19 protein-coding genes are annotated in these 17,084 nt (G+C 59.5%); 9 read left to right on the top strand and 10 right to left on the bottom strand.

Translation table 11 applies throughout. The features are described from left to right. Positions 1–6 precede the first annotated feature (6 nt). Positions 7–1,125 carry a TIGR00730 family Rossman fold protein gene (locus ACM6IP_RS20045; protein WP_401128026.1) on the bottom strand — a complete coding sequence of 373 codons (1,119 nt, stop codon included), beginning with the start codon at positions 1,123–1,125 and terminating at the stop codon, positions 7–9. A gap of 478 nt (positions 1,126–1,603) precedes the next feature. Between ACM6IP_RS20045 and ACM6IP_RS20040 the strand changes: the two genes are divergently transcribed. Continuing rightward, positions 1,604–1,798 carry a hypothetical protein gene (locus ACM6IP_RS20040; protein WP_095166855.1) on the top strand — a complete coding sequence of 65 codons (195 nt, stop codon included), beginning with the start codon at positions 1,604–1,606 and terminating at the stop codon, positions 1,796–1,798. Here the strand turns inward: ACM6IP_RS20040 and ACM6IP_RS20035 are convergent, their stop codons facing one another. Continuing rightward, complete coding sequence (locus ACM6IP_RS20035) at positions 1,799–2,224, bottom strand: PA3611 family quorum-sensing-regulated virulence factor (RefSeq protein ID WP_095166869.1); 426 nt, start codon at positions 2,222–2,224, stop codon at positions 1,799–1,801. Positions 2,225–2,414: 190 nt separating this feature from the next. Here ACM6IP_RS20035 and ACM6IP_RS20030 point away from each other — a divergent pair, with 190 nt between their 5' ends. Further along, complete coding sequence (locus ACM6IP_RS20030; protein ID WP_095166871.1) at positions 2,415–3,125, top strand: tRNA-uridine aminocarboxypropyltransferase; 711 nt, start codon at positions 2,415–2,417, stop codon at positions 3,123–3,125. Here ACM6IP_RS20030 and ACM6IP_RS20025 read toward each other — a convergent pair. Continuing rightward, the gene (locus tag ACM6IP_RS20025; protein WP_414862151.1) at positions 3,122–4,021 is read right to left on the bottom strand and encodes a DMT family transporter; all 900 of its coding nucleotides are present in this window, start codon (positions 4,019–4,021) and stop codon (positions 3,122–3,124) included. The genes ACM6IP_RS20030 and ACM6IP_RS20025 overlap by 4 nt on opposite strands. A 237-nt stretch (positions 4,022–4,258) precedes the next feature. Here ACM6IP_RS20025 and erdR point away from each other — a divergent pair, with 237 nt between their 5' ends. Both erdR and ACM6IP_RS20015 read left to right on the top strand, forming a co-directional pair. Then, positions 4,259–4,909 (top strand): response regulator transcription factor ErdR, encoded by a 651-nt coding sequence (gene erdR / locus ACM6IP_RS20020; RefSeq protein ID WP_095166875.1) that lies wholly within the window; start codon positions 4,259–4,261, stop codon positions 4,907–4,909. Positions 4,910–4,982: 73 nt separating this feature from the next. After that, positions 4,983–5,345: a diacylglycerol kinase gene (locus tag ACM6IP_RS20015; protein ID WP_095166877.1), complete on the top strand. Its 363-nt coding sequence runs from the start codon at positions 4,983–4,985 to the stop codon at positions 5,343–5,345. 4 nt (positions 5,346–5,349) lie between these two features. Here ACM6IP_RS20015 and ACM6IP_RS20010 read toward each other — a convergent pair whose 3' ends face one another. After that, positions 5,350–6,276, bottom strand: coding sequence for a LysR family transcriptional regulator (locus ACM6IP_RS20010; protein WP_095166878.1), 927 nt, complete (start codon positions 6,274–6,276; stop codon positions 5,350–5,352). Positions 6,277–6,395: 119 nt separating this feature from the next. On the opposite strand from ACM6IP_RS20010, the gene fpr reads away from it, so the two are divergent. Next, entirely contained in the window at positions 6,396–7,175 is a 780-nt protein-coding gene (gene fpr / locus ACM6IP_RS20005) for a ferredoxin-NADP reductase (protein WP_003443014.1), read from the top strand. Between the two features lie 131 nt (positions 7,176–7,306). Here the strand turns inward: fpr and tsaA are convergent, their stop codons facing one another. The 6 genes from tsaA to rimO form a co-directional block, all read right to left on the bottom strand. Beyond that, positions 7,307–8,005: a tRNA (N6-threonylcarbamoyladenosine(37)-N6)-methyltransferase TrmO gene (gene tsaA, locus ACM6IP_RS20000; RefSeq protein WP_414862184.1), complete on the bottom strand. Its 699-nt coding sequence runs from the start codon at positions 8,003–8,005 to the stop codon at positions 7,307–7,309. Between the two features lie 86 nt (positions 8,006–8,091). Next, positions 8,092–8,862: an SDR family oxidoreductase gene (locus tag ACM6IP_RS19995; RefSeq protein ID WP_414862150.1), complete on the bottom strand. Its 771-nt coding sequence runs from the start codon at positions 8,860–8,862 to the stop codon at positions 8,092–8,094. A 150-nt stretch (positions 8,863–9,012) separates the two neighbouring features. Continuing rightward, positions 9,013–9,477: a DUF1456 family protein gene (locus ACM6IP_RS19990; RefSeq protein WP_095166883.1), complete on the bottom strand. Its 465-nt coding sequence runs from the start codon at positions 9,475–9,477 to the stop codon at positions 9,013–9,015. A 67-nt stretch (positions 9,478–9,544) separates the two neighbouring features. Continuing rightward, positions 9,545–10,255, bottom strand: a complete 711-nt coding sequence (locus ACM6IP_RS19985) for an rRNA pseudouridine synthase (protein ID WP_159994071.1) — start codon at positions 10,253–10,255, stop codon at positions 9,545–9,547. A gap of 82 nt (positions 10,256–10,337) precedes the next feature. Beyond that, entirely contained in the window at positions 10,338–10,811 is a 474-nt protein-coding gene (locus tag ACM6IP_RS19980; RefSeq protein ID WP_095166887.1) for a GNAT family N-acetyltransferase, read from the bottom strand. A 115-nt stretch (positions 10,812–10,926) separates the two neighbouring features. Next, positions 10,927–12,264 carry a 30S ribosomal protein S12 methylthiotransferase RimO gene (gene rimO, locus ACM6IP_RS19975; protein ID WP_095166890.1) on the bottom strand — a complete coding sequence of 446 codons (1,338 nt, stop codon included), beginning with the start codon at positions 12,262–12,264 and terminating at the stop codon, positions 10,927–10,929. A gap of 444 nt (positions 12,265–12,708) precedes the next feature. Between rimO and ACM6IP_RS19970 the strand changes: the two genes are divergently transcribed. The 4 genes from ACM6IP_RS19970 (at position 12,709) to ACM6IP_RS19955 (ending at position 16,994) form a co-directional block, all read left to right on the top strand. Then, entirely contained in the window at positions 12,709–14,610 is a 1,902-nt protein-coding gene (locus tag ACM6IP_RS19970) for a potassium transporter Kup (RefSeq protein ID WP_095166894.1), read from the top strand. A gap of 248 nt (positions 14,611–14,858) precedes the next feature. Beyond that, positions 14,859–15,626: a MarR family transcriptional regulator gene (locus ACM6IP_RS19965; RefSeq protein ID WP_414862149.1), complete on the top strand. Its 768-nt coding sequence runs from the start codon at positions 14,859–14,861 to the stop codon at positions 15,624–15,626. A gap of 1 nt (position 15,627) precedes the next feature. Continuing rightward, complete coding sequence (locus ACM6IP_RS19960; protein WP_414862148.1) at positions 15,628–16,326, top strand: hypothetical protein; 699 nt, start codon at positions 15,628–15,630, stop codon at positions 16,324–16,326. Next, on the top strand, positions 16,323–16,994 hold the full coding sequence (locus tag ACM6IP_RS19955; RefSeq protein WP_414862147.1) for a PP2C family protein-serine/threonine phosphatase: 672 nt from the start codon (positions 16,323–16,325) through the stop codon (positions 16,992–16,994). The genes ACM6IP_RS19960 and ACM6IP_RS19955 overlap by 4 nt, the downstream gene beginning before the upstream one ends. Positions 16,995–17,084 lie beyond the last annotated feature (90 nt).

The raw sequence follows: 17,084 nt of genomic DNA, 5'->3' as shown, positions 1-17,084 counted from the left end.
TTTTATTCACGTCACTTTGATAGGGTCCCGTTGGCGCTGGGCAGTTGCGGGCTGGGAGGTGACCCAGTTTTCCGGCAGGTTGAGGTAGTCCACCAACTCACGCAGGCGCCCATGATCCCGGGCATTGAAGGTGAACGCCAGACGCGCCAAGTGGCTGAACTGCGCTTCGTCATGCTCCTCGCCACTGTAGGCATGCTGGTGAAAGTGATCGCTGAGGCACAGATCGGCGAACGCCACTTGCAGGTGTGCCAGCGCCTGCTCGTTTAGCGCGTGATTCATGCGGATCACAAACTGGTTTTTTAGCCAGCGGCTGGAGTGGAAGTTGCTGTAGAACTGATTGATTTGCGCCACGGCTTCCTCGGCGTTATCCACCAGACGCACCAGCTTCAGGTCGTTGGGCAGGATGTAGCGATTGGCCTCCAATTGATTGCGGATAAACTCCAATGCGCTTTCCCAGAACTTGCCGCCCGGTGCATCCAGCAGCACCACGGGTACCAGTGGGCTTTTGCCGGTCTGGATCAGGGTCAGTACTTCCAGGGCTTCGTCCAGTGTGCCGAAGCCGCCCGGGCACAGCACCAGCGCGTCGGCTTCCTTGACGAAGAACAGTTTGCGGGTGAAGAAAAAGTGGAAGGGCAGCAAGTTGGCAGTGCCACCGACGGTGGGGTTGGCATGCTGTTCGAAGGGCAGGGTGATGTTGAACCCAAGGCTGTGATCACGGCCGGCGCCTTCGTGAGCGGCGGCCATGATCCCGCCACCGGCTCCGGTGATCACCATCAGGTCCGATTGCGCGAGTTTTTCCCCCAGTTCACGGGCCAGTGCATACAGCGGGTGCTCCACCGGAGTACGCGCTGAGCCGAACACGGTGACCTTACGGCGTCCCTTGAACTGTTCCAGCACACGGAAAGCGTGCTCCAGTTCGCGCAAGGCTTGTAGGGTGATCTTGGCATTCCAGCGGTTGTGGTCGTCCTGGGCCATGCGCAGGACAGTCAGCATCATGTCGCGGTAGATCGGAATGTTCGGGCTGTTGGGGGAAACCAGGTTGAGTTGTTCTTCGATCTTGCTCGTGAGATCGACACCGTTGTTCTGAAAATGACGTATCAGAAGGTCATTCGGTTGGTAAGGCATTCAACTTCTCCTTCTACACAGAACCTTCGGCCCGACCGAAAGATTCGTCGGGGCCGCGACACACCTTGTGTCGCCTGGGCATTGCAGCCAACCCGACCCGCCGCGGACGGCCGTCGAGTCATCCAGACGGGCTCTGTTTATCCCTTGGATGAAAGAAATGTTCGCAAGACACCGCTCTGGATGGCAGCCCCTTTTCTGCCGTGAGCATTGAACATCGACAGGTTAAATCTAGACGCTCGGCGTCAGTTGCGCTGACTTGATCATGGTCCTGAAAAGTCTGTGCTGGCAATAGCTTGTTGGCGATAGGTGATCGACTTTCACCGCTTGTCTGAAGCTCCACCTTAGGCGCTACGCTCTGATTTACTGAAATACAGACACGCAACACATTTGTCGTGCGTCCAGGGCAAGACGCAAGGCACCAGGAGCTGTGGGGAGTCATCGCGCAAGTAGTGGCGATTCTTAGGCACGGAGGCGGGTTATGACTCTGGTGATACTGGAGATCGATACGCAGCTGTATCAGATGCTCAAGTCGGCAGCCGAGGACCATCAGGTGAGCCTGGAGGAGGAATGTCGACGGCGGCTGGAGGGCAGGGAACAGCGCTCGCCTTATTTGCAGGCGCTGGTGGCGGAATTGCGCGCCGATGAAGAGCAGCGACGCGCGGGTTCGGGCTAGTTACTTGTTCTTTTTCGCAGGCTCTGCCGGGCAGTCCGATTCCTGGAATCGGGCCGAGGCCACCGGGCGGTTGGTTTTGTTCTCGGTGAATTCGTAACGCAAGATCGCGCCCTGGGCCATCAACTTGCGGTAGTTGGGGTTGCGGCAAACGCTGGCACCCAGTTGCAGGTAGACGGCTTTCGGGTTGGCGCGCATTTCTTCGGCGTACACCGATTGCACGCTGAGGTGATCAACCAGCTCCTTGCCTTCGACCGTGTAGCCCTGGTCCAGAATGTTGTCACTGACTTCGCGAGGCAGGCCAACGTTACTTTCCGCGGCCACCTTCTCCAGCATCTTGCTCAGGTTCAAGTCTTTCAGGGACGCGGCCTGGGCGCAGAAAGGCAAAGCCAGCACAAGGGCGGCGGTGGGGACGATTAGGCGCAGCATGAAACTCTCCTGATTCAGTGACTGGTGCTTCGACCCGTCACAGGGCTGAGCGTTCAGTGGCGGCAAATTATAGGGTGCGGGCGGCGGGTGGTACAGGCTTGCGCGGGCTGCTCTGGTAAACTGCTGGCACTTTATTGCCCTGCCGAGCGCTTTTTGTGTCAATTCAATCCCCTTGCCATCGAAACCTGCCATGAGCCACGCCGTTTCCCGTTTGCGCGCCCAGCGCCTGGCCCGTGCCGTCCGCCCCTTTGTTGCGCGGGGTTCGCGAGCTGAGCGGTGCGCCGGCTGCCGGGTGATCCCCAGCCATTGCATGTGTGCCTGGCGGCCGACCGTTGCCGCCAAATCGGCCATGTGCCTGGTGATGCATGATGTCGAGCCGATGAAACCGAGCAATACCGGCTGGCTGATTGCCGACGTGATCGAGCAGACCAGTGCGTTTCCCTGGTCGCGTACCGAAGTCGAGCCGGGTTTGCTGGCCTTGATCGCCGATCCCCAGTGGCAGCCGTACATCGTGTTTCCGGGGGAGTTTGTCGCCCCGCAGCGGGTGGTGAGCGAGGTCCGGCTGGAGCCGGGCAAGCGCCCGCTGTTCATTCTGCTGGACGCGACCTGGAGCGAGGCGCGCAAGATGTTCCGCAAGAGCCCTTATCTCGAGCATTTGCCGGTGTTGAGCCTGCAGCCCGAGCAACTGTCGCGCTACAAGTTGCGCCGCTCCAAGCGCGATGATCACTTCTGCACCGCCGAAGTGGCCGCGCTCTGCCTGGAACTGGCCGACGACCTAGCCGCCAGCGAAGTGCTGGACGCCTACCTGGACGTCTTCAGCACCCATTACTTGTCGGCGAAGTTTCAGCAGGCGATCGATCCGCTCGACGCAGTCCACGCCCGCCTCAAGCCCTACCTCTAGGTTGTACTGCGGGTCAGCGCTGGGCTTTTTGGCCAGAGCTGGGCTGCCAGCATCCCGGCCAGCATTAACCCACAGCCGACATAGCCGCGCGGGCTCAGTTCTTCACCCAGTAGCCAGGCCCCGGCAATGGCGGCAAACACCGCCTCCAGGGAAAAAATAATCGCGGCATGGGAGGCGATTGCGTCTTTCTGGGCGATCACCTGCAAGGTGTAGCCGATGCCGACCGCAATCAGGCCACCATAGAGGATGGCTGGGCCGGCGGCGATGATTGCGTTGAGCTCGAAGGTCTCCAGGCACAGGGCCAGGACCAGGCTGACCACCGCGCAGGTAGTGAACTGCAGGAATGCCAGGCGAATCGGGTCGTGGCGGCTGGCGAAAACGCCCACCAGCACCACGTGTCCACCCCAGACAAAGGCGCCGATCAATTGCAACCAGTCGCCGGACGCAACCTGGAACTGATCGCCTACGCTGAGGAGGAACATTCCGACCACCGCCAGAATCGCCCCGAACCAGGTGCCGAGCCCGGTCTTGTGGCCAATCAACAGCCCCAGCAGTGGCACGACGATGACGTAGAGCCCGGTGATGAAACCGGCGTTGGTCACGCTGGTGAACAAGAGGCCGACCTGTTGCAGGTTGATCCCCAGAGCCAGGGCGAGGCCCATCAGGCCGCCACCGATCAACAAGCCACGGGTCAGGAAGGGCTCGTGGTGGCTGTTCTGACGGGAGCCACGCAGGACCAGCGGTAGCAGACACAACGAACCAAGCGCGAAGCGCAGGCCGGAATAGAGGAAAGGACCAATGTGATCCATGCCGGAGGTTTGTGCGACAAATCCTGATCCCCAAATTATCGCGGTGATCAACATCAGGACATCGGCACGCAGGGCTTTGGTCTGCATGATGGCACTCTTATTAGTTAGCCAGCTAAGATGCCGTAAAGGATGCGGCTTGACCACCCCGGCTTCGCTGGGCATCCTTGGCGCCGATTAGGGTGCGGCCGAAGATTGAAACGCCGGTTTTATGGGCTCTTGGCGTTGAACGTACCCTGTTGGTTGCGCCTGCTGGTGCTACCTTGAGTTGTTTTGGTGAGGCTTGAATGCATCAGGCCTGCCATAAAAAACAGGATCATTTGAACAATGGCCACATACGAAATCCTGATTGCCGATGACCACCCTCTCTTTCGTAGCGCACTGCACCAGGCTGTCACACTGGGGCTGGGCCCGGACGTGCGCCTGGTGGAAGTGGCAAGCATTGCTGAGCTGGAAACCCGTCTGACCGAGAAGGCCGACTGGGACCTGGTGCTACTGGACCTGAACATGCCGGGTGCATACGGATTCTCCGGGCTGGTGCTGTTGCGCGGCCAGTACCCGCAGATTCCGGTGGTGATGGTCTCGGCACAGGAAGAAGCGTCGATCATGGTCAAGTCCCGGGAGTTCGGGGCCAGCGGCTTCATTCCCAAATCCAGCTCGCTGGAAGTGATCCAGCAGGCGGTGCGTGCGGTGCTGGATGGCGACGTGTTCTGGCCACCGCAAGCGTTCGAGGCGGTCAGTGTCTCGCCGGAAGCCAAGGCTGCGAGTGAGGGCCTGGCGAGTTTGACCCCGCAACAGTTCCGCGTGCTGACCATGGTCTGCGAAGGTTTGCTGAACAAGCAGATTGCCTACGAACTGAGTGTGTCGGAGGCGACCATCAAGGCCCACGTGACGGCGATTTTCCGCAAGCTGGGGGTGCGCACCCGGACTCAGGCGGCGCTGCTCCTGCAACAACTTGAGTCAATTTCGCCGCAGTGAAGCCGGCTCATTCACGCTTTTTTGACTTTTGTTGATCTAGCTTTCCCACTCCTTTTTTCAGTTGCCTACTCATATGTCACCTTTCAAAGGCCAGACCGGCCTCAAACGCATCCTCAACGCTTCGGGCTACTCCCTGGACGGCCTGCGCGCCGCTTTCACCGGCGAAGCGGCTTTTCGGCAACTGGTGTTGCTCAACGTGATATTGATTCCGCTGACCTTCATTCTGAATGTCAGCCGCGTCGAACAGGCTGTGCTGATTGCCGTCTGTCTGCTGGCGCTGATCGTGGAGTTGCTCAACTCCGCAGTAGAAGCGGCCATTGACCGCATCTCCCTCGACCTGCACCCGCTGTCGAAAAACGCCAAGGACATGGGCAGCGCCGCGCAGTTCGTGGCTTTGAGCATGATTGCCCTGGTGTGGGCGGTGATCCTGATCTGACCCCTCAGGCGATGCTCGGCAGCACGATCTCGTCGCTGCGCTGAACCCCGGCGGTGAAGGCGCGGCACAGTTCGAGGAATTCGCGCATGGCTGAGGTCTGGTATTTCTGTTTGTGCCAGATGAAGTAGAACTGCCGCGCAAGGTCCAGATCCGGGGTTTCCACCGCCACCAGGCTGCCGCGTCGGAAGGCGTCGCGCAGGGCCAGGCGGGAAATGCAGCCAATGCCCAGGCCCGACTCGACCGCACGTTTGATCGCTTCGGTGTGTTCCAGCTCCAGGCGGATATTCAACGCGCTGCGATGATGACGCATGGCCTGATCGAAGGTCAGGCGAGTCCCGGAACCCTGCTCGCGAAGAATCCACGCCTCATGGCTAAGCTCCTCCATGCTGGCAGTGCCGCGTTGTGCCAGCGGATGCTGGGGCGCGCAGAACACCACCAGCTCATCTTCGACCCAGCTCTGCACTTCGATGTCCGGATGGCTGCAGTCGCCTTCGATTAGACCCAGATCAATTTCATAGTGCGCGACCTGTTGCACGATATTGGCAGTGTTCTGGACGTGCAGCTTCACCTGGCTCTCGGGGTGGCGCTGCATGAAGCTACCGATCAGCAAGGTCGCCAGGTAATTGCCGATGGTCAGTGTGGCGCCGACCGCCAGGGAACCAAAACCGGACTTGCCGTTGAGCAGGTCCTCGATTTCCTTGGCCTGGTCGAGCAGAGCCACCGCTTGCGGCAACAGCTGTTTACCCAGGGCGTTGAGGCTCAGCCGTTTGCCGGCGCGATCGAACAATTGGCAGCTGCACTGGCGCTCCAGCTCGGTGATCGAGGTGCTGGCCGCCGATTGCGAGAGGTTGAGCAGACCCGCAGCACGGGATACGCTTTCTTGCTGGGCAACGGCGACGAAGACTTGAAGTTGACGTAGAGTAAATCGCATATCTATATAACCGATAACCCTTATCTTAATAATCCATTTAACAGATATTGTCGCTGCCATTAGAATGCGATGCAATTGCGCACAGCGGCGCAGGCAAAATCCCCAGGAGTCCCACGTACATGAGCAACATGAACCACGAGCGTGTCCTCAGTGTTCACCACTGGAACGACACTCTGTTCAGCTTCAAGTGCACCCGCGATCCGGGCCTGCGCTTCGAGAACGGTCAGTTCGTGATGATCGGCCTGCAACAGCCCAACGGCCGCCCGCTTATGCGTGCTTACTCGATTGCCAGCCCAAACTGGGAAGAGCATCTGGAGTTCTTCAGCATCAAGGTGCCTGATGGCCCGCTGACTTCCCAGTTGCAGCACCTCAAGGAAGGCGACGAGATCATCATCAGCAAGAAGCCTACGGGCACGCTGGTGCTGGACGACCTCAAACCTGGCAAACATCTGTACCTGCTCAGCACCGGTACCGGCCTGGCGCCTTTCATGAGCGTGATCCAGGATCCGGAAACCTACGAGCGTTTCGAAAAAGTGATCCTGTGCCACGGCGTGCGTTACGTCAACGAAGTCGCTTACCGCGAGTTCATCACCGAGCACCTGCCGCAGAACGAGTTCTTCGGCGAAGCCCTGCGTGACAAGTTGATCTACTACCCGACCGTGACCCGCGAGCCATTCGAAAACGAAGGCCGCCTGACCGACCTGATGCGCAGCGGCAAGCTGTTCAGCGACATCGGCCTGCCCCCGATCAACCCGCAGGACGACCGCGCCATGTTGTGCGGCAGCCCGAGCATGCTCGACGAGACCAGCGAAGTGCTCAACAGCTTCGGCCTGAAAGTGTCGCCGCGTATGCGTGAGCCGGGTGACTACCTGATCGAGCGTGCGTTCGTCGAGAAGTAAGCAGGCGCGCAACTGCTGTGTTTTACCTGTGGGAGCGAGCCTGCTCGCGATAGGGGAGTGCCAGTCGACATCAATGTTGGCTTTCACACCGCAATCGCGAGCAGGCTCGCTCCCACAGTTGTTTCTGGTGATCAGGCGTTCGCGGGAATGACTTCGAGGACGCGAATCAGCCCGGCCTCGGGGTAATGCCATCGCACATCCAGATCCCAAAACTGCGCGCCATATTCCCGCGCGGATGTAGGAGTTTGGTAGGCCGGGCGTGGGTCTTGTGCCAGGCATTGCTCGATCAGCTCCACCAGCGGCTCTGCAAGGCGCTGAGCGTGCGCGTGAGCCTGTTGCAGCGCTGCGTCCGTCCACTGCACGGGAATCAGCTGCGGCGCGGCACTGGCGATGCTGTTGGAGGCGGTGTCGATGATGTCGGCGTAGGGGACGTAGGGTTTGATGTCCAGAACCGGCGTGCCATCGAGCAGGTCGATGCCCGAAATCCAAAGGCGATTCGCCTCGACCTTGTCCAGTTTCACCACTGACTGCCCGATGCCATTGGGACGGTGGGTTGCGCGCGTGGCAAACACGCCCATGGATTTGTTGCCGCCCAGGCGCGGCGGGCGCACCTTGAGCCGTGGCTTGTCTTCCAGGGCCTGGTGAAACAGGAACAGCAGCCAGACGTGGCTGACCTGCTCCAGGCCCTGTACCGCATCACCCTGGTCGAACGGTGCCACCAGCTCCAGGATGCCCCGCGCGGCAGGGGCCAGTTGGGGCTGGCGGGGAATGGCGAACTTCTCCTTGAAGCAGGAGTGCACAAAACCGATGGGGGAAACGCTGTAGGTCATGGTGGCGGGTCGAGGCGGGGTTAGGGCGAGCATGATAACTCACGCGACCCTGAGACCGTCTTCGCGAGCGGGCCACCACGCCGATCTTAGAGGCTGAACCCACCATCCAGCGGAATGATGTTGCCGGTCATGTACGCCCCGGCGGTACTCGCCAAGCTGATGGCCAGTGCCGCCATTTCCTCCTCGCGACCCCAGCGCTGCATGGGGATCAAGGCCGTGTCCTCGGCCAAGGCCTGGGCATCGTTACCGATGTGCTGGGTCATCTTGCTCGGGAAGCGTCCCGGGGCAATCACGTTGACGTTGATGTGCTGGCTGACCAGCTCCCTGGCGAGAATCCGCGACAGTTGGTGCAGGGCTGCCTTGCTCGGGCCGTAGGCGTAGGCCTGTTCACCGAAGGAGGAAATCCCGGCGACCGAACCGATGTTGATGATCCGGGCCGGATTGGCGGCCGAACCGGCCTTGCGCAACAACGGCAGGAATTGCTGGATGCAGTTGAATACCGAGGTCACGTTCAATTGCATGACTTTTTCCCAGCCCTTGGCTGGGTAGCTCTCCAGCGGCGCTCCCCAGGTGGTGCCGGCATTGTTCACCAGGATGTCCAGGTGGCTCACGTGTTCGCCGAGACGACTGGCCAATTGGGCGACGCCTTCTTCTGTGGCGAGGTTGGCCGCGATCGCGTGGCAGTGCCCCAGGGCGCCCAGTTCATCGGCTGTCTGTTGGCAGGCCTCGGCGTCGCGCGCGCAGACATACACCGTCGCTCCTGCTTCGACGAAGGCTTTGGCGATCATTTTGCCGATACCACGGGTGCCGCCGGTCACCAGAGCGGTGCGGCCTTGCAGGGAGAAGTAGGGGTGCATGGCGAATCCTGATAACTGAGGGTCACTACACCCTAGTCGTCAGCCGCGGGAAGCGGAGCCACTATTTTTACCGGGAATGTGCCGCCATACGGGCGGGTCGAGCTGCGGGCGATGGCGTTTTGAAGGGCGCCATCGCCGGCTGGCCGGCTCTTACTGCGGACGGACGCGCAGGGTCAGGCCCTTGAGGAAGTTGCGCAGCAACTGGTCGCCACACGGGCGGTAGTTGGTGTGGCCGAACTTGCGAAACAGTGCGCTCAGCTCCGGCTTGGACACCGGGAACTCGGAGGCCTTGAGGATGGCGTGCATGTCGTCTTCCTTCAGCTCGAAGGCCACGCGCAGTTTCTTCAGGATGATGTTGTTGGTCACCGGCGTTTCGATCGGCTGTGGCGGACGGCTTTCGTCCTTGCCCCGCTTGAAGATCACCAGGCCATCGAGGAAATGCGCCATGACGTCGTCGGGGCAGAATACGAAACCTTCTTCCTCGTCTTTCTTGAGGTAGGTAACGAGGTCTTCCTTGGTGACGTCCATGCCGCCGAGTTTGATGATCTCGACGACCTTGTTGTCGCTGATGTCGAGCATGTAGCGCACGCTGCGCAGTACGTCGTTATGAATCATGTGTGCAGTCCTGATCATTCAGCTGTGGGCGTTGCCGGTACCGGCGACACCGAAATGAGTGGCAGCCTCAGAATTTCTCTTTGGCGGACAGATAGCGCCATTGGCCCAGCGGAACCTTGCCGATGGAAACTCCGCCGATACGGATGCGGCGGATGGCAATGACCTTGAGGCCGACCGCCTGGCAGAGCAGGGCGATGATTCCCGGTTGCGGGTTCTTCATCGCGAAGCGCAGGCGGTTTTCGTTCTGCCAGCTGGCTTTGACCGCTGGCAATTCCTTGCCCTTGTAGGTCAGGCCGTGGTTCAGGCGGTTGAGGCCGTGGGCGACCATGTCGCCTTCGACTTCGACCACATACTCTTGCTCGATCTTGCTCGCGTCGGCCGTGAGCTTGCGCAGGATTTTCCAGTCCTGGGTGAACACCAGCAGGCCGCTGGCGTTGGCCTGCAGGTCGGCACTGACGGTCAGGCGCAGGAAATGCCCCTTGAGCGGGCGCTTGCTGAAACGGTGCTCTTCGCTCAGGGTGTCGGCGCTGATCAATTGCTGGGCGCTCTCCACGTCCATGCCCGCAGGAGCATGCAGCAGGATGGTCACCGGCTCCGGCGCAGTGGCCTTGGCCTCGGGGTCGAGCGCGACTTTCTGGGTATCGACCTTGAACTGCGGCTCGTCGATGACTTCGCCGTCCACGGTGACCCAGCCGCCTTCAATGAACAGCTCAGCCTCCCGACGGGAACAGCCGACGAGTTCGATGAGGCGTTTGGAAAGACGAATCGGGTCAGTCATGACAGGGCCGTAACAAAAAGGGGGCAGGCATTGTACCTGCCTCGCGCCGGTTAATCGCGGGTCCATTTGCCTTGTGTGGCTTTTAGCCGCGCAGGGCTTGCGGCCTGGACTGCTTCAAACGCATGTGCAGCAACGGATAGGGCTGGCCCATGCCGTCGACTGCCGAGCGTCCGATCACTTCAAACCCTTGCTTGTAGTAGAAACCCAGGGCCTGCGGATTCTGCTCGTTGACGTCCAGTTCATCGGCATTCAGGTGTTGCATGGCGTACTGCAACAACTGTTTACCCAGGCCTTCGCCACGATGCTGGGGGGCGATGAAGAGCATTTCGATCTTGCCGGCGGCAACCCCGGCGAAGCCGCTGATGTGCTGCTGTTTGTCGCGGGTGCAGATCAGCATCACCGCGTCGAGGTAGCGGGTGAGCACCAGGTTGCGCAGCAACTCGATGTAGCTGTCTGGCAGAAAATCGTGGGTCGCACGCACTGATGCCTCCCAGACCTGGGTCAGTTCCTGATAATCGCTGAGTGTCGGTGTGTGGATGACCGAATGCTGACGCATGCCCGCCTGCCTCTTTTTAGTGGATAAGCAAACGATAGCCGTAAAAAAGCCCCGCATCTCATGAAAAAGAGCGGGGCTTTTTGGAGTCAGTGCAATCCGTAGGGGATGCCCTGTCTTAGATCTGTTCAGCCCACAGGTCGTACTCGTCGGCATCAGTCACCTTGCACCAGACTTTATCGCCTGGCTTGAGGTTGCTGCCGTTGTCGATAAATACGTTGCCGTCGATTTCCGGGGCATCGAAGAAGCAGCGGCCGACCGCGCCTTGCTCGTCGACTTCATCGACCAGCACTTCGATTTCCCGGCCGATGCGCATTTGCAGGCGTGCCGAACTGATGGCCTGTTGGTGCGCCATGAAACGCTCCCAACGGTCCTGCTTGACGTCGTCCGGGACTACTTCCAGGTCCAGGTCGTTGGCCGGTGCGCCTTCTACCGGCGAGTACTGGAAGCAGCCCACGCGGTCGAGTTGCGCTTCGGTCAGCCAGTTCAACAGGTACTGGAAGTCTTCTTCGGTTTCGCCAGGGAAGCCGACGATGAAGGTCGAGCGGATGATCAGGTCCGGGCAGATTTCGCGCCAGTTCTTGATGCGCGCCAGGGTCTTGTCTTCGAAGGCCGGGCGTTTCATCGACTTGAGGACTTTCGGGCTGGCGTGCTGGAACGGGATGTCCAGGTACGGCAGGATCTTGCCCGCGGCCATCAGCGGGATCAGTTCGTCGACGTGCGGGTACGGGTAAACGTAGTGCAGGCGCACCCAGACACCCAGGGTGCTGAGGGCTTCGCAGAGTTCGGTCATGCGGGTTTTTACCGGCGCGCCGTTCCAGAACCCGGTGCGGTACTTGACGTCAACGCCGTAGGCGCTGGTGTCCTGGGAGATAACCAGCAGTTCCTTGACGCCGGATTTGACCAGGCGCTGGGCTTCGTCCAGCACATCGCCCACCGGGCGGCTGACCAGCTTGCCGCGCATCGACGGGATGATGCAGAAGCTGCAGCTGTGGTTGCAGCCTTCGGAAATCTTCAGGTAGGCGTAGTGGCGCGGGGTCAGCTTGATGCCTTGTGGCGGCACCAGGTCGATCAGCGGGTTGTGATCCTGGCGTGGCGGCACGACCTGATGCACGGCATTGACCACTTGCTCGTACTGTTGCGGGCCGGTGACGGCCAGCACGCTTGGGTGCACGTTGCGGATATTGCCTTCTTCGACGCCCATGCAGCCGGTCACGATGACCTTGCCGTTCTCCTTGATGGCTTCGCCGATCACTTCCAGGGATTCGGCCTTGGCCGAGTCGATGAAGCCACAGGTGTTGACCACCACGACGTCCGCGTCCTGATAGGTGGACACGACGTCATAGCCTTCCATACGCAGTTGGGTAAGGATGCGCTCGGAGTCGACCAGCGCTTTTGGGCAACCCAGGGATACGAAGCCAACCTTGGGGTTGGCCGACGCAGGAGTGGTGGACATGTCTAACCTCGGTATTTGTGACGCCTCCAGCCGGGAACGGCAAGGCGACAGACGGGCGCTTGGCGTTCTGCCTCGTGATTACGCTGCTTTTTGACGAGTGACTGTTGTTGTCGGGCAAGGCACCGCGCCGAGTCATAGCTGGCTATGGCGAGAAGCGGCAACGCAGCATGGCAACAACAGGCGCCGTCAAAAAACAGCAGTATTCGCGAGGCAGGACGCTTAGCCTCTGATCAAAAAGTGCGCAATTCTAGCGATGGTCGGCCCTCTTGACCAGCTTTATGCAGGGAAATACGACGAGTGCTGCGCTATGCTTCGCGCCGTTGGGCTTTGCCGATTTCTTACAGTCAACAAAACGTCTGTAACGGAAAGTAAAACAGCGCATGCTGCACGATAAAGCGTCGTGCTTTTCCAAGGCAGTCCGGGTCTGGGTAGTAGGGGTGGTGGATGGGGCAGGCAAGTAGTCAGGCGGCAGGTTCCGAGCATTCGGCGGCCAAGCCGATCGGCATGCTGGTGGCGGCAGTTGGGGTGGTTTACGGCGATATCGGCACGAGCCCGCTGTACACCCTCAAGGAGGTCTTCTCCGGGAACTATGGCGTACCGGTCAACCATGACGGCGTCCTGGGGATTCTGGCACTGATCTTCTGGTCGTTGATCTGGGTGGTGTCGATCAAGTACATGATGTTTGTGCTGCGTGCCGACAACCAGGGCGAAGGCGGGATCATGGCCTTGACCGCGTTGGCGCGGCGAGCGGCGGCCGGGCATGCCCGATTGCGCACCTTGCTGGTGGTCTGTGGGCTGATCGGTGCAGCGCTGTTTTATGGCGACAGCATGATTACCCCGGCGATTTCCGTGCTCTCGGCGATTGAAGGCCTGGGACTGGCATTCGACGGCATTGACCACTGGGTGGTGCCACTGTCGCTGGTGGTGCTGGTGGCGCTGTTCCTGATCCAACGCCATGGCACTGCGCGTATTGGCATTCTGTTCGGGCCGATCATGGTCACCTGGTTTCTGGTGCTGGGCGCGCTGGGTGTCTACGGCATCCTGCAACATCCGGAAGTGCTGCAGGCGATGAACCCGGTCTGGGGTGTGCGCTTCTTCATTGTCCACCCGGGCATGGGCGTGGCAATCCTCGGTGCGGTGGTGCTGGCGTTGACCGGTGCTGAAGCGCTGTACGCCGACATGGGCCACTTCGGCCGCAAGCCGATTGCCCGCGCCTGGTTCATCCTGGTACTGCCGGCGCTGGTGCTGAATTACTTCGGCCAGGGCGCATTGCTGCTCGGCGATCCGAGCGCGGCCCGCAACCCCTTTTATCTGCTGGCGCCAAGCTGGGCCTTGATTCCGTTGGTCGGCCTGTCGACCCTGGCCACGGTGATTGCCTCCCAGGCGGTGATTTCCGGGGCGTTCTCCCTGACCCGCCAGGCGATCCAGCTCGGCTACATTCCGCGCATGCACATCCAGCACACCTCCAGTGCCGAACAGGGCCAGATCTACATTGGCGCGGTGAACTGGTCGCTGATGGTCGGGGTGATCCTGCTGGTACTCGGGTTTGAATCCTCTGGGGCGTTGGCCTCGGCGTACGGGGTGGCGGTGACGGGCACCATGCTGATGACCACCATCCTGGTGTCGGCGGTCATGCTGTTGCTGTGGAAATGGCCTCCACTGCTCGCCGTCCCGGTGTTGCTGGGCTTCTTGCTGGTGGACGGTCTGTATTTCGCTGCAAACGTGCCGAAAATCGTCCAGGGCGGGGCCTTTCCGGTAATCGCCGGTCTGGCGCTGTTCGTCCTGATGACCACCTGGAAACGCGGTAAACAACTGTTGGTCGAGCGGATGGACGAGGGCGGCCTGCCTTTGCCGATCTTCATCAGCAGCATCCGTGTGCAGCCACCCCATCGGGTCCAGGGTACGGCGGTGTTCCTCACCGCACGCCCGGACGCGGTGCCCCACGCGTTGTTGCACAACCTGCTGCATAACCAGGTGCTGCACGAGCAGGTAGTGCTGCTGACCGTGGTCTACGAAGACATCCCACGGGTACCGCCAGCGCGGCGCTTTGAGGTCGAGGCGCACGGCGAAGGGTTCTTCCGGGTGATCCTGCACTTTGGTTTCGTCGACGAGCCGGACGTGCCGCAGGCGCTGAAGCTGTGTCATCTCGATGAGCTGGACTTCAGCCCGATGCGCACCACCTACTTCCTCAGCCGCGAGACGGTGATCGCCTCCAAGCTCGAAGGCATGGCCCGCTGGCGCGAAGCGTTGTTCGCCTTCATGTTGAAAAACGCCAACGGCAACCTGCGCTTCTTCAATCTGCCGCTGAACCGGGTGATTGAGTTGGGGACGCAGGTGGAGATGTAAGCGTTGCTGGATGAAGAAGCCCCTGCCACCTCAAGGTTGCGGGGGCTTTTTCGTCTAAGGGTCGTTAGCGCTACGGTTCGAGGGCTTCTAAGTTCAGTCACTGTCCCTGCTGTTTGCGAATTGGCAGACGATCTGCAGGTTTGCCCAGTGAAAACTGACAAGTATCGAAAGAGCTTGACTGCTCGATATTTCCAATGAGACAAGTGTCCACGTTTTATGGAGTGTGGACACTTGGGGTTTTTAGCTTCATGAAGAGTCAAGACATTTTGCTTTTGTTCAAGATGGCCAGCTTGCATGCCCAGGAAGAAAATCTTTTTGGGAGGATGGAGTCTGAGTCGAATTCGAACAGGGTTGAAGAGCTGTTGAAGCCCCAGCAGATCAATCGAATGACGGCAGGGGGGCGAGTAGGGCTGCCGCTGGACAGCTACCCCGTTGATGGTGAAGAAACTGTATTCCGCCGCCAGGAGTTCGACTTGCCCTTGGGGGATGAGGATGGGTGGGAAGGGTGGTCGGAGCCTGTGCCTTCTCCGCGGCTGGCGAGCTGGAGTGAGGGTTACTCGTTGCGTGCGTTATCTGCGTCTCTTGGGATAAGCAAAAGCGAAGTTTCAAATTCTATGGCTAGGTGCCGTGAGTCCGGAATTCTCACCAATGACTACGACACCGGGTTTGCGAAAGTTAATCGGCGAGAGCTGCTGAAAATTACCGAGCACGCTCTGAAATACTTTTTCCCCGTGAAACCGGGCGCGATGGTTCGCGGTATTCCAACAGGCTTCGCAGCTCCGGCCCTTTCCAAAAGCATCAAGAGCGCTGGCGGGTTGATTCCGGTTTGGCCTGATGCACTCGGAACTGAGCGTGGTCAGGCGATAGTGCCGCTCTACAAGACAGTGCCGGAAGCGGTGAAGAGGGACAGAATCCTTTATCACTATCTTGCGCTTGCTGACGCGATCCGTCTTGGTGGCCCGCGAGAGCGTGGTGTGGCGGTCAACATTCTGAAAGCAGGGATGGGGCTGAAATAACATGTCATCAAGCGCGGATCACAACTACGAACTCATAGAGTTTGTGGCAGACGGCTTGGGGCAGGCGTTTCTCGCTGAAGTTGCCTTTGTCGGCGGTTGCACCACGGCCATGCTGGTCACTGATGCGGCTGTGCTGGACGACATCCGGTTCACCGATGATGTCGACTTGGTGATCGAGCTGGCAGGCATTAGCGCCTGGCAACACCTCATAGAGCGGCTGGCGACCAAGCACTTCAAGATCACCGGTGAGGATGAAGTCAACTGTCGTTTCCGTTTCAACGACGTCGTCGTTGACGTGATGCCTTCTGACCCTGAAGTTCTCGGATATGCCAACCGTTGGTTCGTGGAGGGACTGGCGAGGGCCGATAAATTTACGTTGCCCAGCGGTACCGTAATCCAGATATTTAAACCGACCTACTTTCTTGCGACGAAACTAGAGGCTTTTAGCGGTCGTGGCGAGGGTGATCCCTACCATAAAGACGTCGAAGACATAATCATCTTGATTGATGGTCGTACAGAGCTTTTGGAGGAAGTTCGCCACGCTGAGTCTGAGCTCAAAGCGTTCATCACGACTGGAATTCGAGAGCTCACGGTGCTCAGTGGTATCGACTACGTGATTGAAAGCTCGGGTTCGGTGCAGGCTAATCCGGGTAGGGGGCGAATCATTCACGAGCGTATGAAGGGCCTGGGCAACGCATGAGATACGGCACCAGATCAGTAATAGGGCGGACCAGGAAAGCCAATCATGATTGTGCTGGAGCTCTCTGCGATGGCGACAGAGGGCTATTCGTCATCACGGACGGTACGGCGAAGCCTGGCAGTGGTGATCTTGCTGAAGGCTTCGTAAAAGGTGTTTTAGCGGCCTACCCGAAACATATGGATCGGGAGGGCGATCTCACTGAGGAGGGAGCAGTTGAGCGGGTACTTGCTTCAGTGCTGGCTGAGCTTCACCTTGCTCTATTTGCGGGCCAGACTGGGGCCACCTGTTACCTGATCGGTTTCGCTGCTCATGGGAGGCTCACGCTTGCGTATGAAGGTGACTGTTCGTGTGGTGTAGTGACAACGGCAGGCACGATCGAGTGGATTACACCACCCCATTGCAAGGCCAATTGGAGGCGCGACCGTTCGCACCTTGAGCTGGCGCAAGATCCGGCTCGAAACAGAATAACCCGATGCCTGAAAGTTGATCGTCCCCCGAACCCTGACTTTGTTTTTCACCCATTGGCCGTCGATGAGCGATTGGTGTTCGTAACCGACGGCTTTTGGGCGGAGTTAACGCAGGAGCAGCAACGCAGCTTGCTGGCAGCACCGGATAGCGACTTTATCGCTGTTGAAGATGACGTGACATGGATAGATGTTCAGTTTTAGCCTTGGAAGTTCAGAGCATCCGCATGAAGTTCGGCGAGTTGGTAGCGCTTCATGCTTGTACATGTAAAAAAGCCCTCGCGGCCTAATGGC

The sequence above is a fragment of the Pseudomonas sp. IT-P176 genome (assembly GCF_949767245.1).
Classification (GTDB): domain Bacteria; phylum Pseudomonadota; class Gammaproteobacteria; order Pseudomonadales; family Pseudomonadaceae; genus Aquipseudomonas.
This window is presented reverse-complemented; position numbering and strand designations above follow the sequence as displayed.